This window comes from Ruegeria sp. C12 (assembly GCF_056537745.1).
The window spans coordinates 116367-140064 of the sequence record NZ_JBQFSA010000008.1 but is presented as its reverse complement, the minus strand read 5'-3'; the positions used below and the strand labels follow the sequence as shown (position 1 = coordinate 140064).

The window sequence follows — 23698 nt, the reverse complement described above, 5'->3', positions numbered from 1 at the left end:
CGCGCGCCGCTTCAACCAAACAGATCGCTTTGACCCTTTGGTGCGGCCATCCCCAAATGCGTCCAGGCCTTCTGCGCCAACATCCGCCCGCGTGGCGTGCGCTGGATCAGGCCCTGCTGCAACAAATAGGGCTCGATCACCTCTTCCAGCGAATCCCGGCTTTCCGACAAAGCCGCTGACATTGTCTCAATCCCCACAGGCCCACCGCCGTAATTCTCGGCGATCAGTTTCAGATACCGCCGGTCCGCACCGTCCAGCCCCAGATGATCCACACCCAGCCGCGTTAGTGCTCCGTCAGCCAGTTCGCGGGTAATCCGCCCATCGCCTTCAACAATGGCGAAATCCACCACCCGCCGCAGCAACCGCCCCGCGATCCGAGGCGTCCCGCGTGACCGCCGCGCAATTTCGCGCGCGCCATCATCATCAGCGGGCGCGCCCAGCTTGCGGGCGTTTCGGGTTACGATCTCGTGCAACTCATCCACCGTATAGAACTGCAACCGCGTCGGGATTCCGAACCGATCCCGCAGCGGCGTCGTCAGCAGCCCCATCCGCGTCGTCGCCCCCACCAGTGTAAACGGCTGCAACTCGATCCGAACCGTCCGCGCAGCGGGGCCTTCGCCGATCACCAGATCCAGCTCAAAATCCTCCATCGCGGGATAAAGCACCTCTTCCACCGCAGGGTTCAGGCGGTGAATCTCATCGATAAACAGCACATCGCGCGCTTCGAGATTGGTCAGGATCGCCGCCAGATCGCCCGCCTTGGCCAAAACCGGGCCGGACGTCATGCGAAAGTTCACCCCCAACTCGCGCGCCATGATCTGCGCCAGAGTCGTTTTCCCAAGCCCCGGAGGCCCATGGAACAGGGTGTGGTCCATCGCCTCGCCGCGTTGCTTGGCGGATTGGATGAAAATGCGCAGGTTGGCCCGCGCCTCGGCCTGACCAATGAACTCATCCAGACCCTGCGGGCGCAGGGCACGGTCGTTATCCTCGGGCAACGGATCGGGGCGCAGGGTGGGATCAGCGTCTACCATTCACTCACCCTTTCGGTGCCAGTAGTTTCAGCGCAGCGCGGATCAGGTCCGCCTCACCCGCCTCCGGCAGGTTGGCCGCCGCTTCGGCCACGGCCGAGGCCGCCTCGGACGGGCCATACCCCAGATTGGACAGCGCAGACAAAGCCCCGGCCGATGCCGCAGCCGAGCCCGAGGCCGCTTTTGCCGCCCGCCTTGGTGCAGGCGCAGGTTCGGACGGCTCAACCACGTCCAGCGCGGGACCATCCAAAGCCTCGGTCACAGTGCCGCCCATGGCCATCACACCCGGCGCCTTGTCTTTCAGGTCCAACACGATCCGCTGCGCCGTTTTAGGGCCCACGCCCTTGGCCGCCTTGACGGCAGCCCAATCACCCAGCGCAATCGCACGGCTCACGCCATCCGGCCCCAACGCCGACAGAATGGCCAGCGAGACCTTAGCCCCCACACCCTGAACCGAGCAAAGCAGCCGATGCCACTCCTTCTCGACCAGCGACAGGAATCCGTAAAGCTGCATCAGATCTTCGCGCACGACCATGTCGGTATAGATCGAGACCGCCTCGCCTACGCCGGGCAACGCCGCCATTGTCCGGTCCGAGCAATAGACGATGTACCCAACCCCGCGCACGTCGATCAGAATGTGATCCGCCGCGCGATAGTCCAAACGCCCCGTCAGCTTTCCGATCATGCCCGTACCTCTTTCACCCGCGATTGCTGCGTCTTGCCGTAATACGCATGACAGATCGCAATCGCCAGCGCATCCGCCGCGTCCGCGCCTTTCGGCGCACAGCCGGGCAGCTGCAGTTTGACCATGTGAAGAACCTGTTCTTTCTCGGCATGGCCGACGCCGACCACGGTCTTTTTGACCCGGTTGGGTGCATATTCCCCCACCGGCAGACCGGCCTGCGCCAGTGTCAGCAGGGCAACCCCTCGCGCCTGACCCAGTTTCAGGGTCCCTGCCCCGTCCTTGTTCACGAATGTCTGTTCGATTGCGGCCTGATCCGGCTGATGATCCGCGATAACCTCGACAATCTGATTGTGCAGGGACAGCAGCCGTTCACCCAGATCATCCCCATCCGACTTACACAAGCCATTGGCAACGTGGCTCAGGCGGCTGCCATTTGATTCGATGACGCCCCATCCCAGGGTTCTCAGCCCCGGATCAATGCCCAGAATTCGCATGTTGTGCCTCGGCCTGCTCGGGTTATGTGATGTTTTTTCAACGCCTAGCACGAAGCGTGAACATTTTCCAAGCGAATTGACCGGAAGTCTGAAAGCGACACCAGTATCCCACCCGCGACCCAAAGGTGTATTTGCGACCTGAAACGGGTCTGAAAGCGGCACCCGGATGAAGGTAAATTCACCAAATATTTAAGGGGATTACAGCCTCGTGAAGCCTTGCAAAAAATGCATAGGACACATGCAAAAAATGATCTTGTGAAGGTTATATGACAACACTAGATGCCGCTCAGATCGACTGATCAAACGTAAACACAAACCAGAAGGAAACAGGATATGGCTGCACTGGACACCACCCGCATCGCCACCACTGGCTCGTTCGGCCTCGCTGGCCGTATCGGCGCGTTTTTCGTATCGGCGTTCAACGTCGCTGCAGAATGGAACGACGCCCGCGCAACCCGCAAGGCGCTGGCTGGCCTGACGGATCGTGAACTGAGCGATATCGGCCTGTGCCGTGGCGATATCGACGACATCATCCAGCGTCGTCGCTAAAAGCGGCGACCGCGTATAGGCCCCTTCCTCCTCCCTGAGGGGCAAAAAAGAACACCGCGTGCCATTCAGCATGCGGTGTTTTTTTCTTCAGGAGGTTCGTTTAGTAGAGAATTTTGTTCAGTTGGACCGCGAGAGTCTCGGACAGAGGGTCAATCTGCATGACCCAGGCACCCGCTTTCTCGACCGAGGTTCCTTCGTTCAGGCTGTCGATCCGGAACTGGTACCCCGTTGGTCCGAGGCTGGAGAGCAGGAACGCCTTGAACCCGAAGAACCCGAGCAGACAGAACAGCAGCACCTTTGCGGGCACCGCAGATCGGACCCGCTGTGGTTTCATGACAACCAGGCCGTCTTTGCGCATCGTGGCGCGGTAGCCCCGGCTCATCTTCTGATGTTTCTTGTTCAGGCGATGAACGCGCTGATCGAAATCCAGTTGCTTTACCGTCATGGCAGCCTCCTCAAAACCGCCCCCCTCGACTTGATTGGAAAACGGTAAGTAGAGATTGCGACAAAAGCGTGGCGAAAATCCACAAAACTCCTGTAAATGGCCTAAATTCAGCCCTGTTTGCTTAAGATTAGCGTCGTCCATTCACCAATCTCGGCTCGATTTGCCAGATTAAATCCATTTTGGGAATAAACGGTTACAACATCATCGGCCTGCTCATTCAGGATTCCCGACAGAATGGCATAGCCTTCGGGCCGCAGATTCGCGGCGATTTCCGGAGACAGGGCCACCAGCGGACCTTTGAGGATATTGGCGAAGATCAGGTCGTAAGGTGCCAGGGCCTGCAACTCGGAATGGTCAAATCCCGCCGCCTCGACACAGCGCACGGCACCGGACATGCCATTGGCGGTCAGGTTTGCTTCGGCTACATCGACGGCAACCTGATCGATGTCGCTGGCGATGATGTCGCCATCCCAAACGCGCGCGGCGGCCATGGCCAGAACGGCGGTTCCGCAGCCGATATCGGCCACTTTCGAGGCGGTGAAGCCTTGATCCAGCAAATGATCCAACGCTTTCAGACAGCCCAGAGTCGTGCCGTGATGTCCGGTGCCAAAGGCCATCGCCGCCTCGATCAGCAGCGGAATGCGGCCTTCGGGCAGTTTGTCGGCATCATGGCTGCCATAGACGAAAAACCGCCCCGCCTCGACCGGGGCCAGTTCACGGCGCACATGGGCGACCCAATCGGTTTCGGGCAGTTCCGAGACGACAAAGGGCTTGGCGTCAAACGCAGCCGCAAGCACGGCCAGCGCGGTCTCATCCGGCGCTTCGGTGAAATAGCCGCCAACCTCCCACAGGCCCGAGCCGTCTTCGACCTCGAACACGCCGACACCGGTTGGTTCCGGGTCCAGACGCTCCATCGCTTCGCCCAGACCTTCGGCGGCGGTCTTGCCGGTCAGAGTGGTAAGCGCGGTGAATGTGGGCATGGGGGCCTCCTGTCTCAGTTGAAACAGCGCCTATGGCGCGGGCCCGCCAAGGTCAAGCACTGGTGCTTATTCAGCGGGGGCCGGGGCGTATTTCGCCAGGATTGTTTCATTGCCCGGTTCCGGGTGGCGCGGGATCAGCAGCGACAGCGCCAACGAGATCAGCGCCATCGCCGCGGCCAGCCCGAACACCGCACCGGGTGAGACGACCCACAGCAAGCCCAGAAGCGCAGGCAGGAACACCGCCGCAATGTGGTTGATGGTAAAGGCCACCGCCGCCGTGGGCGCGATATCCGCCGGGTCGGCGATTTTCTGGAAATAGGTTTTCAGGGCCAGCGCCAGCGCAAACAGCACATGGTCGATCACATAGAGGATCGCCGCCAGCAGCACGCCCCAGCCGAACCAGTAGATGCCGCCATAGGCTGCAAACACAATCGCCAGTCCGGCATATTCGAAAATCAGCGTGCGGCGTTCGCCGAACCTGGCCACCGCCTTGCCCAGCAGCGGCGCGGCCATCATATTGATCATCAGGTTGATCAGATACAGGCTGGTCAGTTCGTGCACTTCGAACCCGAATTTCTCGACCATCATGAAGCCCGCGAACACGACAAAGATCTGCCGCCGCGCGCCAGCCATGAATTGCAGCGCGTAGTACAGCCAGTAGCGGCGACGCAGTATGATCTTTTTGGTCTGCGGCGTCGGCGCGTCGAATTGCGGATAGGCAATCAGGCTGAACAGCGCCAGCAGGACAGTCACGCCGCCCGCCGCCATGAAGACGAAGTTATAGGACAGATCGAACCGGTCCCAGGTCAGCACGATCAGCCCATAGACCACCATCGTCGCTGCCGAGCCCATCGCCACCAGCCAGCCCAGCACCTGCGGTGCGCGGTCCTTGGGCAGCCATTGCAGTTGCAGCGACTGATTGACCGTCTCGTAATAGTGAAACCCGATCGAGCTGAACAGCGTCACGAACAGCAGCCCGCCAAGGCTGGGAAACCACGCCGTGACAGCCGTCGCCACGCCCAGCATGATCAGCGAGATCATCGCCAGAACCTGCTCTCGGATAAAGATGATCACCGCGATGACGCCGACCGCCAGAAAGCCGGGGATCTCGCGCACCGTATGCAGCAGGCCGATATCCGCGCCGTCGAAATTCGCCACCTCGATAACGAAGTTGTTCAGCAGCGCGCTCCACCCGTTGAAGGCAATCGGCATGGTCATCGCCATCACGAACAACAGCGTGATGGGGCGACGCCAGAACGGCAGGCTTTGCGCCTCGGATAGCGGCATGGGTTTCAGCATGAGACCCCTCTACGCCCATTTTCGCAGCTTGGCGAGGGGTATGCTGCACAGCCGCCCTGCGCAGATGCAGAGGTCAGTAGAAACTCTGCGGATCGATATCCACGGTCAGGCGAATATCGCCTTTCAGACGCAAAGGCGCGATCCAGCGGGCGATGGCGTCCTGAATAGGAGCACCCTTGGGGGCCTTGACCAGCAAACGCACGCGGTGGCGCCCCCGAATACGCGCAATCGGCGCAGGCGCGGGGCCAAACACCTGCGCGCCGATCTGGCGCAAAGGCGCATCGTTGCGGGCCATGGCGTTGCCGATGTCGAAAACCGGCCCAACTTCGGGCCCCGACAGGACGATCCCCGCCATGCGCCCGTAAGGAGGCACCCCGGCGGCCTGCCGCCCGGCGGCCTCGGCCTTCCAGAACCCCTCTTCATCCCCCGATAAGATCGCCCGGATCACCGGATGTTCCGGCTGAAAGGTCTGCAACAGCGCCTGCCCCGGCTTGTCCGCCCGCCCTGCGCGCCCGGCCACCTGCCGCATCAACTGGAACGTCCGCTCCGCCGCCCGCAGATCGGCGCCATGCAGGCTGAGGTCGGCGTCAATCACGCCCACCAGCGTCAGCTTGGGGAAATTGTGCCCCTTGGCCACCAGTTGCGTGCCGATGACGATATCCGCATCCCCCTCGGCAATTTCTTCGATCTTGGCCTTCAGCGCCCGGGCCGAGCCGAACAAGTCGGAACTGAGCATCGCAATCTTCGCCTCGGGGAATGTCGCTTCGGCCTCTTCCGCCAGCCTCTCGATCCCCGGCCCTACCGGGGCAAGCTTACCCTCGACCCCGCAGGACGGGCAGGTCTCGGGCATCGGCTTGGTTTCACCACATTGGTGGCACATCAGGCGTTTCAGGAACCGATGCTCGACCATCCGCGCGTCGCAATGGTCGCAGGCGATCTGTTCCCCACAGGCCCGGCACAGCGTCACGGGGGCATAGCCGCGACGGTTGATGAACAGCAACGACTGCTCGCCCCTCTCGATCCGCTGCCGCACCGCCTGCCGCAGTGACGGAGATATCCACGTCCCCGGCTGCATCTGCTCGGCCCGCATGTCGAGGGGTTTCATCTCGGGCAGAACCGCCGCCCCAAAGCGCGAGGTCAGGTCGAGCCGCTCATATTTCCCCGCCTCGGCATTCGCCCAGCTTTCCAGCGACGGCGTCGCGCTGGCCAGAATCACCCGCCCACCGCAGATGGCCGAGCGCAAAACCGCCATGTCACGGGCGCTGTAATGCACGCCGTCTTCCTGTTTGTATGAGGTGTCATGTTCTTCATCGACCACGACCAGCCCCAGATTGCGGAACGGCAAAAACAAAGCCGAGCGCGCGCCGACCACAAGTTGCGCATCCCCCTGCCCGACCATGCGCCAGACCCGGCGGCGTTCGGTCATCGTCGCGCCCGAATGCCATTCCGCCGGGCGCGCCCCAAACCGCGCCTCAACCCGGCTCAGGAACTCGGCTGTCAGAGCGATCTCGGGCAGCAGCACCAAAGCCTGCCGCCCTTGCCGCAACGCCTCGGCCACGGCTTCCAAATACACTTCGGTCTTTCCAGATCCCGTCACGCCTTTCAGCAGCGTAGTGCCATAATCCCCGGTCCGCTGCCCGGCCTGCAACCGCGCCACGGCTGCGGCCTGATCCTCGGTCAGGTCTTTGGCGGGCAAATCCGGGTCCAGATGCGGATAGGGCAGATCGCGGGGGCTGTCCTCTTCGCGCACCGCGCCCTGCTTGACCAACCCTTTGACAACAGACGAGGTCACACCCGCCTGCTCGGCCAGTTCCTTCAGCGTGAAAGCCAGGCCGCCATAGTCGCGCAACACCTCAAGCACCCGCGTCCGGGCATCGGTCATCCGGTCCGGCTCACGGTCGCCCAACCTGTAAATCTTGCGCATCGATGGCGGATCACCCAACCCCGGCGCGCGCGTCGCCAGACGCAGCATCGCAGGCATGGGTGTCAGCGTGTAGTCGGCCACCTTGCCCAGAAACAGGCGCATCTCTTCCCGCATCGGCGCAACGTCCAGAACGCGGATCACCGACCGCGCCTTGGCAAGGTCAAAACCGCCCTGCCCCGGCCCCCAAACCACGCCCAACACCTTGCGCGGCCCCAGCGGCACCTCGACAAACGCGCCCAGAAAGCATCCACCCTCGGGCGCTTTGTAATCCAGCGTCCGGTCCAGCGGCTGCGTTGTCAGCACCGCTACCAGCTCTCCTTCGTCGAAAAATCCGTTAGCGCTCACGGCATATCCTATGCAGGGGGTTCCAGCAGGGGTTTCTTTGAGGTAAAGCCATCCGCGACCAAGGCCAACCCATCAAAGGACTGCCCTCATGAAATTCTTCGTAGACACAGCCGAGATCGACGCCATCGCCGAACTGAACGATCTGGGCATGGTGGACGGTGTGACCACCAACCCCTCGCTGATCCTGAAATCGGGCCGCGACATTCTGGAAGTGACCAAGGAAATCTGTGATCTGGTCGACGGCCCCGTCTCGGCCGAAGTGGTCGCGACCGAGGCCGAGGACATGATCGCCGAAGGCCGCAAGCTGGCCAAGATCGCGCCAAACATCGCGGTCAAAGTGCCGCTGACATGGGCGGGCCTGAAAACCTGCAAAACCCTCAGCGACGAAGGCCAGATGGTTAACGTGACCCTGTGTTTCTCGACCAATCAGGCGATTCTGGCGGCCAAAGCGGGCGCGACCTTCATCTCGCCCTTCATTGGCCGGTTGGACGACATCAACCTCGACGGCATGGACCTGATCGCCGATATCCGTCAGGTCTATGACAATTACGGGTTCGAGACCGAAATCCTGGCCGCCTCGATCCGTACCGTGAACCATGTGACCGACAGCGCCCGCATCGGTGCAGACGTGATTACCGCACCGCCTGCCGTTATCAAGAAACTGGCCGATCACCCGCTGACCGACAAGGGCCTTGAAACCTTCCTGGCCGACTGGGCCAAAACCGGTCAGAAGATCCTCTGACCTCAAAGCCTTAGCGCCCGCGCGGCACCGACAGGTGCCGCGCCCGGCCCAACTGCAAACGCCTGATCCCCGGATCAGGATGTTGCAGGCGGGAGCCGTTCGAGCACAGATCGCACCAAAATCCACCCATACGTGCATTTTTTCCAAGGCAATCCCGACCTGTCATGGTATAAGCCGCCAAAACAAAAACCGACCGGACGGGACATGAGCAGCAACCCAAAACTCGAGGATAACCTCCGCGCCGCGATTCTGGCCAAGCCCGACGCGTTGCTGGACGACAAGGATCTGATGCAGGCGCTTGTGGCCGCCAATGAACAGGCGCGCGGAGACAATGTGATCGACCTGCGCGGTATCGCCATGCAACGGCTCGAGGCGCGGCTGGACCGGCTGGAAGACACGCACCGCTCGGTCATCGCCGCCGCTTACGAGAATCTGGCGGGCACCAATCAAGTGCACCGCGCCATTCTGCGGCTGCTGGAACCGGTCGAGTTCGAGGACTTCCTGAAGGTTCTGGGCAATGACGTGGCCGAGATCCTGCGGGTCGACCGCGTCACGCTGGTCCTGGAAACCACGGTGGTGCAGGACGATCCGGCCATCGACAAGCTGGGCGGTGTTCTGACCGTCGTCGAGCCCGGTTTTGTCGATACCTACCTGACCTATGACCGCGGCGGCCCGGCCCGCGAGGTCACGTTGCGCGAAATTCAACGCGCAAACCCGCGCGTCTATGGAACCGGAGCAACCCATCTGCGGTCCGAGGCCTGCCTTAAGCTGGATCTGGGCGCGGGCCGTTTGCCCGGCATGATCGTGATGGGCGCGTCGGATCCGCGCCACTTTACCCCGCAGCTTGGCACTGATCTTCTGGCCTTTTTTGCAGGCGTTTTCGAACGGTCGATGCGTCACTGGCTGTCGTGAGCCTGATCTCCCCGGCCTGCCGGGACGCCGTCCAACACTGGTTGGAGAGCCTCAGCGCGCTGGCCGGGCGATCGGACAACACACAAACCGCCTATCGCGGTGACGTCACCGATTTCCTGTCCTTCATGACCCTGCACCACGGGGATCGTCAGGGTTTGGCCGCTTTGGAACGCATTACCGTATCGGACATGCGGGCCTGGATGGCGGATCAGCGCGGATCGGGCGTCGGCGCGCGGTCGCTGGCGCGTAAACTCTCCGCTGTCAAAAGCTTCTACCGCTGGCTGGCCGAACGTGAAGGCTTTGAACCCACCGCTGTCCTGTCCACCCGCGCGCCCAAGTTCACAAAGAAACTACCCCGCCCCCTTGCAGAAGACGCCGCCCGCGCGATGATCGACACGGTCGAGCTGCAATCGACCTCGGACTGGGTTTCTGCCCGCGATGTGGCGGTGGTCACTCTGCTTTACGGTTGCGGTTTGCGGATATCCGAAGCCTTGTCCCTGACCGGAGCCGACGCCCCGCTGCCTGCAACCCTGCGCATCATGGGCAAAGGCGGGAAAGAACGCATTGTTCCGGTCATACCCGCCGCCCGTGAGGCCGTGACCCGATACCTGAAACTCTGCCCGCACCCTCAGGCCGACGATGCGCCCTTGTTTCGCGGCGTGCGCGGCGGGCGGCTGAACCCGCGGGCCATTCAGGGCGCGATGGCCAAGGCGCGGATGCAACTGGGCCTGCCGTCAACGGCCACACCTCATGCCATGCGACACAGCTTTGCCACCCACCTGCTTACGGCCGGGGGGGATTTGCGTGCAATTCAGGAACTGCTGGGCCACGCCTCATTATCGACCACTCAGGCTTACACTGCCGTCGATACCGCGCGGTTGATGGAGGTTTACAACCGTGCGCATCCCAAAGCGTGACGCCTGGAACGCTGCGTCCTGAAGACTTCTGCAACTTAAGCGGGCTTTTGATTTGCATCTCGCCAACGCATCGTACATGACAGCCGCATGACACTTAGATTCAAAGCATTAGCCGTCCATCTTTTCACCGCAACGGGCGCCGTTTTCGCCATGCTGGCCATGCTGGCCGCCGTCGAGGAAAAGTGGAGCCTGATGTATCTGTGGCTTGTCGTTTCCTTCATCGTTGATGGCATCGACGGTCCTTTGGCCCGACACTATCACGTCAAGAAAAACGCGCCGGAATTCGATGGCGTCCTGCTGGACCTGATCATCGATTACCTGACCTACGTGTTCATTCCGGCCTATGCCCTATTCAAATCCGGGTTGATGGATGGCTGGACCGGGTGGTTTGCAATCATTGTCATCACCTTTGCAAGCGCGATGTATTTTGCCGATACGCGCATGAAAACCAAGGACAACTCCTTTTCCGGCTTCCCCGGATGCTGGAATATGGTGGTTATCGTGATTTTCGCGCTTGAACCCAACTTCTGGTTCAGCCTGGTGCTGGTGACATTGCTGTCGATTGCAATGTTCCTGCCGCTGAAATTCGTCCATCCCGTACGGACCGAACGCTGGCGCAGCCTGACCTTACCGATGGCCTTGGCCTGGACATTCTTTGCGGGCTGGGCAGCCTGGGTCGATTTCCACCCTGAAAGTTGGGCGCATTGGGGGCTGGTTGTCACCAGCCTGTATCTGACCTTTGCCGGTATCGCGCAGCAGATCATACCGCAGCGCAATGCTTAGGCGGGGTTACAGGACGTCCTGAACCTCGAACTCGGTGCCGTTATGGGTAAAGACATCTCCAGCCTGTAGCCCAACCATGGCCAGATAGATCGGGCTTTGCGTTGAAATGCCCATATAGGTTTTGCCGTCCACGTCAAACCGCGTCGTGGAAACGCAGACAACAAAGCGGCGGTTGTTGAACTTGATGATCGCGCCCGGCTGCACCGTATCGGTCAGGCCGAAATCGGTGTTTTCAATGACGTCGATCTTGGCATGGTGCGCATGGACCGGGGCGTCAAAAGCGGCCGCCAGATCCGCATTCTCACGCGAGGCCGCGATATCGTCCTTGTCGTGGCCCTCGCGGTCATCCAGCTGAGCGTCTTTCAGGAAGGCATCGTAATGCGCCTGAGCGGTCGCCAGTTCCTGCGCCTCTAACGACATCAGCTTGTCAATAATGGCCTTCTTGCGGGCGGCACGGTCTGCGTCGGTCATCATGCAATAGGATCCTTCAAAATCAGCATCAAATATAAGTTGAGCATCCGGATTTCGGATTGCAACTGATTTCCGTCACTCAGATCAACAGGCCCGCTGCCTTTTCATGGCGCAAAAGGGCGACCTTCGTCTCGATCCCGCCATCACCGGAAAACCCGCCCAGACCGTTGGCGGCCAGCACCCGATGACAGGGAATAATGACCGGGATCGGGTTTGCCCCGCAGGCTTGCCCCACCGGCTGCGCAGGTTGGCCCAGCTCTTTTGCGATGTCCCCGTATGTGCGTGTCTCACCCAATGGGATCGCGTACATCAGATCGCAAACCTGCTTTTGAAACGCGGACCCTTCGACGCAGTACGGCAGGTCGAAACGGTCAAGCTGACCCGCATCATAGGCCCGCAACTGGGCCGCGGCCTCGCGCAGCAAAGCCGTCGGTTCACCTTCGTCTGCACCATGCCAAACAAGACGCCTGACAAAGCCGTCCTGCTCTTCCACCCCAAGGCATCCAAAACGCGTTTCAACGGCAATCATCGGCATGTCGCGATGCTGTCAGAGCGGGCTCAGTTTCGCAAGGCTCGGCGCTCATCCACTTAAACAAACACGCATTCACATAAAACGTTGTCGTGATGAATTGTTATCCCTAACGTGAGGGCAGCTGAATTCAACGCCAATGGGGGATGGGATGCGAAATCAGATTCGCGTTATTGTTGTAGGTTCGCTTGTTTTATCAGCTTCAGTTGCTTTGGCCGAAACGCCTCCGCCAGTCGATCAGAAAGACCTGATGTCGCGGTTGGGCAAGGACCGGCTCGAGGCTTTCGTCTATGCCTTTGAGGCCGGCGACGAAATAACCGAAGCGGACTATACGATGGAGCGCGGGGTTGGTGCACGCGTCTCAGATGGCCAGTATTTCTCGCGCCTGCCACGCGCCGATCTGGCCAGCGCCGGGGATTGGGCCGAACATTATCCGACCCGCGAAGGCGGCCCACAGGCGCATTCGTGCATTTCCTGCCACTCGGCCCCGCTGGCCAACGGGGCGGGACCGATGGCGATGAACGTTGTGATCGACCCGACGCATTCGGGTGATCCATCCAGCTTTCTAGAACGCAACACCCTTCATCTGTTCGGCCTTGGGGCAGTGCAGCGGGTCGCCGAGGAAATCACCCAAGACCTGAAGCAACAGGAAGCCGCACTGGCCAAGGAAACCTGCGAGGAGAGCTTCCCGATCAAACACTATCTGGTGTCCAAGGGCATTTCCTTTGGCGCGCTTACAGCCTCGGCCGAGGTGGACGGAACAACCTGCAAGGCCAACATTAACTACGATGAGGTCTACGGAATCGATGAGGACCTGATCGTGCGCCCTTTCGGTTGGAAAGGCTTGCACGCGACCCTGCGCAGCTTTGCAAGAAGTGCGGCCCATAACGAGATGGGAATGCAGGCGGTCGAGTTGGTCGGAAACGAGGACGGGGATTTCGATGGCGTGACCGGCGAACTGACAGTCGGAGACGTCACCGCTGTCACGCTCTATATGGCTGCGTTAGAGCGGCCAACCTCCAAGCTGGAACTTGCGGAACTGGGTTTGGTCGAGTTGACCCAGGATGAGAAATACAAGCTGTTGCGCGGCGAACAGCGGCTGGTGGATGCCGGGTGCACGTCCTGCCACGTGCCAAGCGTCGATCTGAACAATGCAGTGTTTTCCGAACCCAGCGCCGTGCCGGGATATAGCGAGGAAGAACTGCCCAGCGGCGCAATCGCTGCCAAACTGGGTTTGGACGGGAAAAACCCCATGTGGTTTGACCTGACCAAAGATCAGCCCAACAACCGGATCGCAATGGCCGATGGCAGCGAGGTCCATTTGGGCGCGTTCCCAAGCAAGGGCGAGACCGGCGCAACCGTGTTCTGGTACACCGATTTCCGCCGTCACGACATGGGTCCCAAGCTTGCCGATCCGATTGACGCTTATGGCTTCGGTGCCTCGGTTTGGCCCACGCGGTCGCTGGCAGGTGTCGGTTCGACGGGACCGTGGCTGCACCACGGCCATGCCACCACATTGCGAGAGGCGATTATGGCCCATGGCGGCGCGGCGGAGCTTAGCAAGAACGCGTTCATTGCGCTGCCCGAGGAACAGCAGGACGAGTTGATCGCATTCCTCGAAAACCTTGTGATCGCGAATTTCGATCCCGAGGAAGAGGAAGGCTGACCGTCCGCCTGACAACGCCGCAGAAGCCCAAGTTCATCCTGCGCCTGCCTGCTGAAACAGCGCGGGCGCAGTTGGTCTTGGCCGGGCCCAGTTGGCCAATTCCCGCGTCGCAAATTTAGACAAATCGCCAGATAAGCGCGTCCTTTTGGGAAAACCCTCGGCCCGTGCTATGCTGATGGCATTGTTTTATGCGTTGGAGTTTTGGGGGAATGGGACGGCATCTTGTCCTCACAGTTCATGGTATCGGCGAACAGAAACCCGGTGAAACGGTAGATCAGGTCGTTGGCGCGGCCACGACCTGGCTGGACGGGCGACCCAAACCCCCGATCGAGGTCGAACGCGGCATGATCGAGCTGGCCGAGACAACGTTCAACGGCACCCCGCGCAATGCCAAGCTCTATAAGGTTAATCTGCGGAAAGTAACCAAACCCTCGGTCCCCAGCGACGAGGCCCTGTTTGCCGAGGTTTACTGGGCAGATCGCTCGCCCGCGCCAAAGGGGGCCATCAAGACAATTCTGGATCTGATCTGGGTGGTTCTGGCGCTTGGCTATCTGGCCATGGACAATGTCGAACAGACCCATCAGCGCAAGAATATCGCCCCGGACGCCTCCAATGGCAGGAACACTTTCGCTGCACAGTTGGTTCATCTGTTCACCTGGATCTTTTTTGGCGCGGTCGCGACCCTGAACGCCTATCTGTTGCTGGGCGCGGCGGTGATAATGATCGACAGAATCCCGGTCGGGTTTTTTCAAAGCCCGACATTGCTATTCTGGCTGCTTCTCGCGCTTTACGCGGGCGGAGCTGTTGTTGGTCTGCTGCGTGGTTTTTCCGCCCCGACCTATCTGCGGCGGGTATTTTGGCGTGGCATGTTCGGAATGGGCGTCGTTCTGGCGCTTGGTCTGGCCCTCGGGCCGGTTGGCGCTGAATTTCGCAACTGCATCCCGTCAGAGACAACTTTCTGTCCTTTGATCCTGGAACCCTTTGTGGGCTTTCAGATCTACATATTGTCGGTCTTTTGGGCCACGCTGATCTTCCTGACCCTATTTCTGTATTTGATGTCCGCCGCCCCCATTCAGATCAACGACAATCTGACAGAACACAGGCGGCTTTATCCAAGCATTTGCGCCGGCATGATGATCTTCTGGATGTTCTTCATTTCGGGCCTGTGGCTAACCATCGAACAGATGTTGAAAACCGTTGATTTCTTGTCGGACGGTCAGCTCCAGACCTTGTTCGACGCCAACCTGCGCGACTCGATCGAAACGCTAAGCGCCGTGTTCATCGCCATCGTTCTGCTGCTTTTGGTCGGTGGCGGGCTGTTTGCCGGTCGCCGGAAATTCAAGGCGAACCTGCATGCCCGCAACGGGCTGATCAGCCGCGCGATTGTCAATCGGTTTGCGCAATGGGTCTTTTTGTTTGGGGCGATTGTGCTGGTTCTGGTAACGATCCGCGAGATTGTCACGAACCCGCACCATGGCTCTGTCTGCAAAACCACCCTGAACGACGCCTATGTCATTGCCTGGGCTTTGGATCGGCTTGCTTGTTTTCACGGTGAGATCGGCCTGATCGTGCTGGGCGCGACGGCTTTGATGTACCGGTTTTCAGATTTTGTTGCTGCCGGGCTGGGCGTGGCGCGGGACATTGTGACTTATGCCATTCGCGACAGATGTTTCATCAGCGCAGATCTGAACAGCAGAATCCACAACTACCCGGACCGTACCGCCATTGACGAGCGGTTCTATCGCACAATGCACTATGTGCTGGACGTCTTTCCGGCGGACCATATCACCGTGATCTCGCACTCTCAGGGCACTGTGATTGCGACCCAGATGTTGGCCGACCCGCGGGTGCAACGGCTGATAAACGGGCGGAACCTGACATTGATCACGATGGGCTGCCCGGTCACGCATATCTACCAGCGCTATTTCCCCGAGATGTTTACGGTCGTTGCCGGTAAACTGAATGCCGCGTGGTTCAACATATTCCGGCAGGATGATTTCGTCGGCACTGAGATCGAAGGCGGCCTGATATTCTCGGATCGCAACATACCGGTCAATCCCGGAGGGCATTCCGGGTACTTTACCGATTATGAGGTCTGGAAAGCTTTGACAGATCCGAAAATCGGGTTCGACCTGTTCAACCCGACACCTCAGACCAAGCAGCCCTGAACTGAAATCGCCCCCTCAGATGCCCGAGGGGGCGGTTCGCTTTAGCCCAGTGCTTCGTTGCAGCGTCCGCACACGCCTTCATGCGCGTGCAACCCGACATCCGGCAGGATCTTCCAGCAGCGCTGGCATTTTTTGCCCTCGGCTTTCTCGAAAATCACCGCAACACCTTCGATTTCCGGTACGCGGAACGCCTCGGCCGGGGCCGGATCGCCCGTGACGGTCAGGCCGGAGGTGATGCACATGTCATCCACGTCAAACGTCGCCAGCAAGTCGCGGGTTTCGCCATCCTCGACATTTACAATCGGCGCGGCCTCAAGGCTCGATCCGATCACCTTGTCCTGGCGCTGCACCTCAAGCGCGGCAGTCACGGCGCGTCGCACGCGACGAACCTTGGCCATGTTGGTTTCCAACTCGACGTCGCGCCAATCGGCGGGCGTTTCGGGGAAATCCACCAGATGGACCGAGCTGTCGTCGCCCGGGAACCGCTCCAGCCAAACCTCTTCCATGGTGAAAACCAGTACAGGGGCCAGCCATGTGGTCAGGCGGTGGAACAGGATGTCCAGCACCGTACGGGCTGATCGGCGGCGCAGGGTATCACCGTCGCAATAGAGAGCATCTTTGCGGACGTCGAAATAGAAAGACGACAGATCGACCGTGGCAAAGGTAAACACGGCGCTGAACACACCTTGGAAGTCGAAGGACGCATAGCCCTTGCGCACCTGTTCATCCAGTTCCGCCAAACGGCTGAGCACCCAGCGTTCCAGACGCGGCATGTCCTGCGGATCGACCCGGTCAGCTTCGGTGAAGTCGGCCAGAGAACCCAGCATGAACCGCATCGTGTTGCGCAAACGGCGATAGCTGTCAGCGGTGCCCTTCAGGATTTCCGGCCCGATCCGCTGGTCAGCGGTATAGTCGGTCTGAGCAACCCACAGGCGCAGGATATCCGCGCCGTATTGCTTGACGATCTCCTCCGGGACAATGGTGTTGCCCAGCGACTTGGACATCTTGTTGCCCTTGGCGTCCAGCGTGAAGCCGTGGGTCACCACGTTCCGATATGGCGCGCGTCCCTTGGTGCCGCAGGCCTGCAGCATGGACGAATGGAACCAACCACGATGCTGGTCGGTGCCTTCCATGTAGACATCGGCGATGCCGTCCTCGGTCCCGTCCTCACGGTCGCGCAAAACGAAGGCGTGGGTCGAACCCGAGTCGAACCACACGTCCAGCACATCGAACACCTGGTCGTAGTCGTCCGGGTTGGCAATGCCGTCCAGCACTTGCTCTTTGAAGCCTTCGGTATACCAGATATCCGCGCCGTCCTTCTCGAACGCCGCCTTGATGCGGGCGTTCAGGTCTGCGTTGCGCAGCAGGTAATCCGCGTCGGTGGGCAGAGCACCTTTCTTGGTGAAGCAGGTCAACGGCACACCCCAGGCGCGCTGGCGCGACAGAACCCAGTCCGGGCGCGCCTCGATCATCGAATACAGACGGTTGCGGCCGGTCTGCGGCGTCCATTTCACCAGCTCGTCGATGGACCGCAGCGCACGTTCGCGGATGGTGTCGCCCATCTCACCCATGCCGTCATCCAGCTTGCGGTCGACCGAGGCAAACCACTGCGGCGTGTTGCGGTAGATGATCGGCGCTTTCGAGCGCCACGAATGCGGATAGCTGTGCTTGATCTTGCCGCGTGCCAGCAGCCCACCAACCTCGACCAGCTTGTCGATCACGGCTTTGTTCGCATCACCCTCACCGCCCTTGCGGGACAGGATGTATTTGCCGCCGAAGAACGGCAGATCAGCGCGGAACGAGCCATCGTCCATCACGTTATAAGTGATGACCTGCTCGAGCATCCCCAGATCGCGGTACAACTCGAATTCTTCCATCCCGTGTGACGGCGCACAGTGGACGAAGCCGGTGCCTTCGGTGTCGGTCACAAACTCAGCGGCGCGGAAATCGCGAAGATCATCCCACTCGCCATTGCCGCCCTCGGCCCCGGCCAGCGGGTGGGTCAGTTGCACGCCTTCCAGTTCATCGGTGGTTACATCGCGGACACGGGTCCACTGGTCGTCGTTCAGACGGGCACGGCCCAGCACATCCGCGGCCAGATTGTCGGCCAGCAGGAACTTGTCGCCAACACTGGCCCAGCATTCGTCCGGCGTGTCGGTGACTTCGTACAGGCCGTAGGAGATATCCTTGCCGTAAACGACCGCCTTGTTCGACGGCATGGTCCACGGAGTCGTCGTCCAGATCACCACATAGGCATCATCCAGATCGCCTGCATTCACGACCCTGAACTTCACCCAGATGGTAAAGCTTTCCTTGTCGTGATACTCGACCTCGGCCTCGGCCAGCGCGGTCTTTTCAACAGGCGACCACATTACGGGTTTCGAGCCCTGATAGAGCGTGCCGTTCATCAGGAACTTCATGAACTCGTCGGCGATCACTGCCTCGGCGTGGTAGTCCATGGTGATATAGGGATCGGCCCAGTTGCCGGTGATGCCCAGACGCTTGAACTCTTCGCGCTGGATATCGATCCAGCCCTCGGCGAACTTGCGGCATTCCTGACGGAAGTCGACGACGTTCACCTCGTCCTTGTTCTTGCCTTTCTTGCGGTACTGCTCCTCGATCTTCCATTCGATGGGCAGACCGTGGCAGTCCCAGCCGGGCACATAGCGCGCGTCAAACCCCATCATCTGATGGGACCGCACGATCATGTCTTTGATGGTCTTGTTCAGCGCGTGGCCGATATGCAGGTGGCCGTTCGCGTAGGGTGGGCCGTCATGCAGGGTAAAGGGCGTGCGGCCCTCTTTCTCGCGCAGGCGGTCATAGACGCCGATCTTTGCCCAACGGTCCAGCCATGCGGGCTCGCGCTTGGGCAGGCCGGCGCGCATGGGGAAATCGGTCTTGGGCAGGTTCAGCGTGTCTTTGTAGTCAGGTGTTTGGGTCGTGTCGGCGCACATTGGGGGCGTCCTTTGGGTGATCTGGTCGTACTAGGATCGAAGCGGTCGGTGCGAAGTCTCAAACACCTTTGCCCGGCGTCTCGAGGATCAGAGCGCCGGGGATATAATTCGAATAATGATGGCCAAACGGTCAAACATGGCCGCGCTTATATGACGCCCGCTCTCAATGGTCCAGAGGTTCCGAGCCTTGCGGCAAATGGCGCAGCTTGGCCCAACGATTGAGCCATGCAAGCCCCGCCAGCGCGAGGCCCAGCGCCAGCAGCGAGAAGACGCGGATCAGACCGCCAAGGCCCGCGATGTCGATCAGGAACACCTTGGCCACGGCCAGCCCGATCACCGCCAGCCCCGCCTTGCGCATCAGGTCGGACCGCCGCGCGAGCGATTGGTAGAACAACGCCGCACCGACAATCAAAAGGGTCAGGGTATAGGTATAAAGCTCGGGCTGGGTTACGCCGTTGCCCTCGTACATGCCCTCGGCACCCTGCCAGACATGGCGGATGGTCAGGCCCAGCCAGACGGTCACTAAACCCGCAGCCACACCATAGCTGACCTGCCGCAAATGCTTGGGCATGGACGTAATCCTCCAGGCCGAAAACCCGATGGCCAGTGCGGGGATCAGATAGGCCACCGCCAGTGTGTTCAACAGCGGAGGGCCCAGAACCGGCTCGGCCAAGGGGTTCAGCAACGGATTGCGATCTACCAGAGCTTCGACCAGACGCAGCACCCCGTGACCAGCGAAGAAGATCGCCAGAGCATAGCGCGCATAGGTCAGCTTGCCGCCCAGTTCGAAGCGTTGCACCTGCGCATAGGCCAGCAGCAGCCAGATGACGGACAGCAGGCCCAGACCCCAATGGCTGTTCTCGGCCCCGCCCTCACCAAACGCCTCCAGCCAGCGCAGCAGAAGCAGCGATAGCAAAATGCCTCCGGTCGCCCAGGCCGCGCTTTCGAGCAGCAGCTTGGCAATCGGGCGATCCAGCGGTTTGATCAGCACCCAGCCGACAAAGAACCCAAGCGTCGCCGAAGCGTAGACCAGCGCCATCTCGGCAAGTGGTGCGCTTTCGGCCCAGCGCAGACCGGGGTCCAGAACCAGCCGTACGGTTACCGTGAACACACCTGCCCAGATAAACCAGCTCATCGGCGGCAAAGTGAACCGGCGATCCAACGCCGCAGCGACCACGATGGTCACGACCAGCGCAATCGTTAGCGCTGCGGAACTGAGGACGATCACGCAGGCAAAGGCCAGACAGGACAGCGCTGAAAGCGTGGCCAGCGCGGGCCGCATCCGGTTCTCGCCATCAACGCGGGCGAAGCGTTCCGCTATACCAACCATCACCGCACCCAGAACGATGGCGTGCAGCGCCCAGGGGTACGGGCCGATCACCTTGGCCGGATGCCAGCCGACCTCCAGCGCGATGGCCATGGCGGGCGCGAACACGGCGGCCGCCCCGGCCCATATGGCGGCGTATCGGTCTGCGTTGCAGGATCGCCAAGCCGCAAGAACTGAGACCAGCACGCCCAATGCGACCAGTATCGTGACAACTAACGGGGCGTCTGCTTCGGGCGTCTCGGCATAGGTGGCCGCGAAGGTGCGCGCGACGGTGCCGTTTTCGAGGCCATGCGCGACGACAAAGCCGATCAACCCAACAGCCGGGAACACCGTGGCATCCTGCAAGGCAGGCGCGTCCTTGGCCCACAAAAGCAGTGCCAGAGCCAACCCGAGCAGCAAGCATGTGGTCAGCCAGAACTCACCCGCTGAATCCGCCCAGTGCAGGGACAGGATGGCCGAGCTGACGGCCACTGCGGCAAATGCCACGCGGGTCGGGAAAGCAGGCCACGGATCACCCTTCTTGCGCCGGATGATCTCGGCCACCATGGGGCCCGCGTGATCGGGCCAGATGCGCCGGTTGGGGATCGCAATGGCCAGAAGTGCCAGCACGGTAACGCTGGTCAGATAACCGGGCTCGGTCAACGGGGAAGACAGAACCAGCAGCAGGCAGGCAATATAGGCGGCAAAGAGCGTAAGCACCGAAATCCAGGCCCAGCGCCGCACCGTATCGATGCCCAGACCCAGCAAGGTCAGGATGACAAAATACCCATACAGCCATGTCGGATCATCGGATGAGCCTCCAACCATAAAGGGGGCCGAGAAGGCTCCGATCAGTCCCACAGCAGCCAGCAGCGGCCCGTGGAACCAGCCCAGCACCAGACCCACCAGCGCGACAAGAACCATGCCAACCAACGCCGTTTCGGGAGAGATCAGGTCATAGAGTTGCCGGGCGGCCAGAATGCCGCCGAACAATGTTACCAAGCCCGCACCGGAAAAGACCGATGGCAGATACGCGGTCGAGGCTGTTTCGTCATCGCCGAACCTGCGGCGAATGACTTCGCCCACCACGATCAGCGCGACCCCAAAGGCCAAAGATGCCGCGACCCGCGCAGCCGGTGGCAGCAGCCCATTTTCAACCCCGTACTGAACCAGAAAGATACCGGCCAAGGCCAAGGACAGGGCCGAAACCGCATAAAACCAGTTCTCGCGCAGCCACAGCCCGAGGGCCGCAAAGCGATCCTGCCGGAAAACAACGGCCCCTGATGGCTCGGTCTCTTCGGCAACCGGAGGATCCTGCTTTTGGTCAGGTGGCGACCATGGGCCGGGCGCGGCCTCTGATGCGGGCAAATCCACCTCGGCTTTTGGCTCTGGCGCCGATGCCACGGCCTCTGGCAGTTCGACCTCAGCCTGACCCGGCGACAGCGCCTGTACTTGCCGCTCAAGGTGCTCAACCCGGCGGCGCAAGCGCGCTTGGCCAACCAAAAGCACGACAATCGTTACCGGAATGGCCAGTACAATCAGGCCAAGAAGAACAAGCAGCGATTCCAATTCAGGCTCCGTTCAATATCGTCCGGGCAAGCTATACCGCGCGAGCTATCGGGCGACAGTACGGAAATCCCGGTACCGTCGCGGTGTTGCGGGAAACACGCTAAAGGACCGAGATCGCCGGGCGCGCGATCATGAGCCAAAGGATCACCAGCACCGACAGAAAAGCCGGAATTCCGCATATAAACCAGATACGGAACAGGCGGGTGTAGTCTGCGGGCATTGGGCTTCCTGCATCCGCAGCAACCCGCGCATAGGCCCGCAGCCTGATCTGTATCCACACCACCGGCAACCAGAACAACCCGGTCAGCACATACAGCACCAGCGACAAGGCGATCCAACCCTCGCTCAGCGACCAGCCCAACCGCCAGGCCAGCGCGGTCCCGGTGATCGGCTGCAGGATGACGGCGGTTGTTGTGAAGATCAGATCAGCCAGCACCACGATGCCTGCGGTATGCGCAATCAGATGTGCGTCCCGGCTACGGTGTGCCATCAGCATGAAAAACGCGATGCCAGCGCCGGTTCCCAACAACACGCACGCTCCAATGACATGCAGCCAGAGCAGGATCAGATCGGGGTCCATCAGCGGCTCTCCAACATCGGAATGGCAATCAGGGACAAGGTCATTGCAGGAAGCACTTTGACCAACGGACCCAGCGGATCGGCCCACAAGCCGGGCACCAGAACCGAGGCTGAAATCAGGTAAATCAGCGCCACCCCGATCTGCGCCAAACATGCGCGGGTGGCCCAGGGCCGCCACAGAATGGCCAGCCCAAGCGCAATGTCGACCACCGACCAGAACGCCACGCCAAGCATCGCGACGGGCACCGCCCATCCTGCCCCGATCAGGACCTGCGCCGCATTGGACAGCCCCAAAAGCCCGAAAAGACCTGAGAGCAGCCAAAACAGGCTCAGCACCCCAACGACCAGTGGCATCAGAAGGGTCATGCGCGCGGTCAGCCTGTGTTCGCGACCGCAGGGCAATCCGGCGTAGATCTGCGGCAAGGACGCCAGCGCCTGCCCCGAGGCCTGCCGAAATGGTGCAGGATCACCGATCACGCCTTGCGCCATGACCGTCATTGCCGTGCTGCGCAGCGGGGATCGCCACCCCAACCGACCCAGCAGATCAGCCCCGGCAGCGATGGGTTTGATCAATGCGGACGGAATCCTCAAATGGGTCGAGGCTGGGCGAAACCCAAGCCAACGACGCGTGGCCGCAACCACCTCTGCCAGCGGATGGGGCGTATCCTCGACCAGATCATAAGTGCCTTGCGGCAGCCGATCCATGGCGGCAGACAGAACGACGCGACACAGATCCGGCATTCCGATGCACTGCACAGGGGTGTCCGGATAAGCCAGCGGCTGTACCCACGGGATCGCGGCCAGCATGCGCAGCAGCGCGGTACCACCGTAGTCGCTCTGCCCAATCACCAGCCCTGGCTTCAGCACCCAAAGCGGCATGCCCGAGGCCCGCAAAGCGGCGTCCCCGGCGGCTTTGGTGTTCAGGAATGGCGTCGGCGCATCCGGCTCGGCCCCAATGGCCGAGATTTGGATCACCGCGATTTCCCGTGCAGCGCAAGCCTGACCCAAGGCCGCGATTGCAGTGTGGTGGACCACTTCAAGATCGTCCTGCCCGCCATCCTGCAGGGCACCTGCGCAATTGACCACGATATCGACCGATTGCAGCAGGTCCTGCCAGTCCTTCGATCGGTTCAGATTGCGCAGATCGCCCTGTATGAGTTGTGTCCCCGGAAGAACCTTGTTCCCCATCGGCAAGTTGCGCACCAGCCCGCGCACGCTTGCACCTTCAGCCGTCAGCGCACGCGCAACAGCGGCGCCGATAAACCCGTAGGCGCCCAGAATCAGTATGTTTTTCCCACACAGATCGTCAGAATGCATTGGTTGTCAAATCCGTTTTGCCTCAGCCTAACGGAA

At 60.8% G+C, this 23698-nt stretch carries 20 protein-coding genes; 7 read left to right on the top strand and 13 right to left on the bottom strand.

The genetic code is table 11. The features are described from left to right. Positions 1-11: 11 nt before the first annotated feature. Genes ruvB through ruvC form a run of 3 tightly spaced genes read right to left on the bottom strand, consistent with a single transcriptional unit; the run spans position 12 to position 2207 of the window. Positions 12-1031 carry a Holliday junction branch migration DNA helicase RuvB gene (ruvB, locus tag ACR0C9_RS16185; RefSeq protein ID WP_480708531.1) on the bottom strand — a complete coding sequence of 340 codons (1020 nt, stop codon included), beginning with the start codon at positions 1029-1031 and terminating at the stop codon, positions 12-14. Between the two features lie 4 nt (positions 1032-1035). Continuing rightward, the gene (gene ruvA, locus ACR0C9_RS16180; RefSeq protein WP_170623759.1) at positions 1036-1713 is read right to left on the bottom strand and encodes a Holliday junction branch migration protein RuvA; all 678 of its coding nucleotides are present in this window, start codon (positions 1711-1713) and stop codon (positions 1036-1038) included. Then, positions 1710-2207, bottom strand: a complete 498-nt coding sequence (ruvC, locus tag ACR0C9_RS16175) for a crossover junction endodeoxyribonuclease RuvC (protein WP_170623761.1) — start codon at positions 2205-2207, stop codon at positions 1710-1712. Before ruvC ends, ruvA begins: the two co-directional genes overlap by 4 nt. A 333-nt stretch (positions 2208-2540) precedes the next feature. Here ruvC and ACR0C9_RS16170 point away from each other — a divergent pair, with 333 nt between their 5' ends. Further along, positions 2541-2756: a DUF1127 domain-containing protein gene (locus ACR0C9_RS16170; RefSeq protein WP_170520539.1), complete on the top strand. Its 216-nt coding sequence runs from the start codon at positions 2541-2543 to the stop codon at positions 2754-2756. Positions 2757-2856: 100 nt separating this feature from the next. On the opposite strand, the gene ACR0C9_RS16165 is transcribed toward ACR0C9_RS16170, so the two are convergent. The 4 genes from ACR0C9_RS16165 to ACR0C9_RS16150 all read right to left on the bottom strand — a co-directional run bounded on the left by ACR0C9_RS16165 (position 2857) and on the right by ACR0C9_RS16150 (position 7749). After that, entirely contained in the window at positions 2857-3201 is a 345-nt protein-coding gene (locus tag ACR0C9_RS16165) for a hypothetical protein (protein ID WP_170454312.1), read from the bottom strand. 107 nt (positions 3202-3308) lie between these two features. Further along, positions 3309-4181 carry a 50S ribosomal protein L11 methyltransferase gene (locus ACR0C9_RS16160; protein WP_170623763.1) on the bottom strand — a complete coding sequence of 291 codons (873 nt, stop codon included), beginning with the start codon at positions 4179-4181 and terminating at the stop codon, positions 3309-3311. Positions 4182-4247: 66 nt separating this feature from the next. Next, entirely contained in the window at positions 4248-5480 is a 1233-nt protein-coding gene (locus ACR0C9_RS16155; RefSeq protein WP_170454316.1) for an MFS transporter, read from the bottom strand. A gap of 73 nt (positions 5481-5553) precedes the next feature. Next, positions 5554-7749 carry a primosomal protein N' gene (locus ACR0C9_RS16150; protein ID WP_480781462.1) on the bottom strand — a complete coding sequence of 732 codons (2196 nt, stop codon included), beginning with the start codon at positions 7747-7749 and terminating at the stop codon, positions 5554-5556. An 88-nt stretch (positions 7750-7837) separates the two neighbouring features. Between ACR0C9_RS16150 and fsa the strand changes: the two genes are divergently transcribed. From fsa to ACR0C9_RS16130, 4 genes are all read left to right on the top strand, one after another. Continuing rightward, entirely contained in the window at positions 7838-8491 is a 654-nt protein-coding gene (fsa, locus tag ACR0C9_RS16145) for a fructose-6-phosphate aldolase (RefSeq protein ID WP_170520531.1), read from the top strand. Between the two features lie 204 nt (positions 8492-8695). After that, entirely contained in the window at positions 8696-9403 is a 708-nt protein-coding gene (locus ACR0C9_RS16140) for a DUF484 family protein (RefSeq protein WP_170454322.1), read from the top strand. Next, the gene (locus ACR0C9_RS16135) at positions 9400-10320 is read left to right on the top strand and encodes a tyrosine recombinase XerC (RefSeq protein WP_480781461.1); all 921 of its coding nucleotides are present in this window, start codon (positions 9400-9402) and stop codon (positions 10318-10320) included. Before ACR0C9_RS16140 ends, ACR0C9_RS16135 begins: the two co-directional genes overlap by 4 nt. An 87-nt stretch (positions 10321-10407) precedes the next feature. Continuing rightward, positions 10408-11103 carry a CDP-alcohol phosphatidyltransferase family protein gene (locus ACR0C9_RS16130; RefSeq protein ID WP_170520525.1) on the top strand — a complete coding sequence of 232 codons (696 nt, stop codon included), beginning with the start codon at positions 10408-10410 and terminating at the stop codon, positions 11101-11103. A 6-nt stretch (positions 11104-11109) separates the two neighbouring features. Here ACR0C9_RS16130 and ACR0C9_RS16125 read toward each other — a convergent pair whose 3' ends face one another. Both ACR0C9_RS16125 and ACR0C9_RS16120 read right to left on the bottom strand, forming a co-directional pair. Further along, entirely contained in the window at positions 11110-11574 is a 465-nt protein-coding gene (locus tag ACR0C9_RS16125) for a hypothetical protein (protein WP_170454328.1), read from the bottom strand. A 79-nt stretch (positions 11575-11653) separates the two neighbouring features. Continuing rightward, positions 11654-12109, bottom strand: a complete 456-nt coding sequence (locus tag ACR0C9_RS16120; RefSeq protein WP_480781460.1) for a methylated-DNA--[protein]-cysteine S-methyltransferase — start codon at positions 12107-12109, stop codon at positions 11654-11656. Between the two features lie 205 nt (positions 12110-12314). Between ACR0C9_RS16120 and ACR0C9_RS16115 the strand changes: the two genes are divergently transcribed. Then, complete coding sequence (locus ACR0C9_RS16115) at positions 12315-13769, top strand: di-heme oxidoredictase family protein (RefSeq protein ID WP_480781459.1); 1455 nt, start codon at positions 12315-12317, stop codon at positions 13767-13769. A 209-nt stretch (positions 13770-13978) separates the two neighbouring features. Continuing rightward, entirely contained in the window at positions 13979-15937 is a 1959-nt protein-coding gene (locus tag ACR0C9_RS16110) for a hypothetical protein (protein ID WP_480781458.1), read from the top strand. Positions 15938-15978: 41 nt separating this feature from the next. On the opposite strand, the gene ileS is transcribed toward ACR0C9_RS16110, so the two are convergent. From ileS to ACR0C9_RS16090, 4 genes are all read right to left on the bottom strand, one after another. Further along, positions 15979-18891: an isoleucine--tRNA ligase gene (ileS, locus tag ACR0C9_RS16105; RefSeq protein WP_170454336.1), complete on the bottom strand. Its 2913-nt coding sequence runs from the start codon at positions 18889-18891 to the stop codon at positions 15979-15981. A gap of 163 nt (positions 18892-19054) precedes the next feature. Continuing rightward, positions 19055-21766: a DUF2339 domain-containing protein gene (locus tag ACR0C9_RS16100; RefSeq protein ID WP_480781457.1), complete on the bottom strand. Its 2712-nt coding sequence runs from the start codon at positions 21764-21766 to the stop codon at positions 19055-19057. Between the two features lie 100 nt (positions 21767-21866). Then, positions 21867-22346: a DUF2269 domain-containing protein gene (locus ACR0C9_RS16095; RefSeq protein ID WP_170623777.1), complete on the bottom strand. Its 480-nt coding sequence runs from the start codon at positions 22344-22346 to the stop codon at positions 21867-21869. Continuing rightward, entirely contained in the window at positions 22346-23662 is a 1317-nt protein-coding gene (locus tag ACR0C9_RS16090) for an SDR family oxidoreductase (RefSeq protein ID WP_170454341.1), read from the bottom strand. Before ACR0C9_RS16090 ends, ACR0C9_RS16095 begins: the two co-directional genes overlap by 1 nt. Positions 23663-23698 lie beyond the last annotated feature (36 nt).

Coding starts and splice junctions, on each gene's coding strand:
- ruvB (WP_480708531.1), bottom strand. CDS start 1,031: ATGGTAGACGCTGATCCCACCCTGCGCCCCGATCCGTTGCCCGAGGAT.
- ruvA (WP_170623759.1), bottom strand. CDS start 1,713: ATGATCGGAAAGCTGACGGGGCGTTTGGACTATCGCGCGGCGGATCAC.
- ruvC (WP_170623761.1), bottom strand. CDS start 2,207: ATGCGAATTCTGGGCATTGATCCGGGGCTGAGAACCCTGGGATGGGGC.
- ACR0C9_RS16170 (WP_170520539.1), top strand. CDS start 2,541: ATGGCTGCACTGGACACCACCCGCATCGCCACCACTGGCTCGTTCGGC.
- ACR0C9_RS16165 (WP_170454312.1), bottom strand. CDS start 3,201: ATGACGGTAAAGCAACTGGATTTCGATCAGCGCGTTCATCGCCTGAAC.
- ACR0C9_RS16160 (WP_170623763.1), bottom strand. CDS start 4,181: ATGCCCACATTCACCGCGCTTACCACTCTGACCGGCAAGACCGCCGCC.
- ACR0C9_RS16155 (WP_170454316.1), bottom strand. CDS start 5,480: ATGCTGAAACCCATGCCGCTATCCGAGGCGCAAAGCCTGCCGTTCTGG.
- fsa (WP_170520531.1), top strand. CDS start 7,838: ATGAAATTCTTCGTAGACACAGCCGAGATCGACGCCATCGCCGAACTG.
- ACR0C9_RS16140 (WP_170454322.1), top strand. CDS start 8,696: ATGAGCAGCAACCCAAAACTCGAGGATAACCTCCGCGCCGCGATTCTG.
- ACR0C9_RS16130 (WP_170520525.1), top strand. CDS start 10,408: ATGACACTTAGATTCAAAGCATTAGCCGTCCATCTTTTCACCGCAACG.
- ACR0C9_RS16125 (WP_170454328.1), bottom strand. CDS start 11,574: ATGACCGACGCAGACCGTGCCGCCCGCAAGAAGGCCATTATTGACAAG.
- ACR0C9_RS16120 (WP_480781460.1), bottom strand. CDS start 12,109: ATGCCGATGATTGCCGTTGAAACGCGTTTTGGATGCCTTGGGGTGGAA.
- ACR0C9_RS16110 (WP_480781458.1), top strand. CDS start 13,979: ATGGGACGGCATCTTGTCCTCACAGTTCATGGTATCGGCGAACAGAAA.
- ileS (WP_170454336.1), bottom strand. CDS start 18,891: ATGTGCGCCGACACGACCCAAACACCTGACTACAAAGACACGCTGAAC.
- ACR0C9_RS16095 (WP_170623777.1), bottom strand. CDS start 22,346: ATGGACCCCGATCTGATCCTGCTCTGGCTGCATGTCATTGGAGCGTGC.
- ACR0C9_RS16090 (WP_170454341.1), bottom strand. CDS start 23,662: ATGCATTCTGACGATCTGTGTGGGAAAAACATACTGATTCTGGGCGCC.